Raw genomic sequence first — 590 nt, forward strand, 5'->3', positions numbered from 1 at the left:
GACGCGCTGATCCGCAGCGGTGAGACTGACCGCGTCAAGTTGATCCAGCAGGCTGAGCGGCTGTCGGCGGCACACCGCCGGGAAGCCTCGGCGGTCCGCCAGCTCTCGCAGGAGCTCAACAACGCCGGAGAGAACACGCGCAGACTCGGCGCCGGGTTCGACTCGGTCATTCAGCAGGCCAACACCCTTGGTGCGTCAACTCGGTTCGTCGCCTCCGGCATCGGGCTACTCGCCGCGCCGGTAGCCGTTCAGGGGCTCATCGACTTCGCCCAGGTCGCCGTGACCGCGACGCAGTCGATCGCGCTGCTGCCGGCCGTCGTCGCTGCCGCCGGTGCTGGAATCGGCACGCTGGCTTTGGCAACAGGCGGTTTCGGCGAGGCGATCGAGAATGTCCGTGACCCCGAGGCGTTCGCCGAGGCGCTGCAGTCTCTGTCACCCGCGGCTCAGCAGGCCGCCCTGTCGATTCGCAACCTGTTGCCGGAGTTCGACGGTCTGAAGTCGGCCACGCAGGATGCGCTCTTCTCGGGATTTGGTGAAGAGGTGCACCGGCTTTCCACCCAGTACCTGCCAGCGGTGCAGGAACTCACCAC

Annotated in this window: 1 pseudogene; it reads left to right on the forward strand. The window is 67.1% G+C overall.

Features of this window, described 5'->3' with window-relative positions:
- Positions 1-590 (forward strand): annotated as a pseudogene (locus tag ACXMYJ_RS29335) (hypothetical protein); the annotation flags it as partial.

The sequence above is a fragment of the Mycobacterium sp. ZZG genome (genome assembly GCF_054786995.1).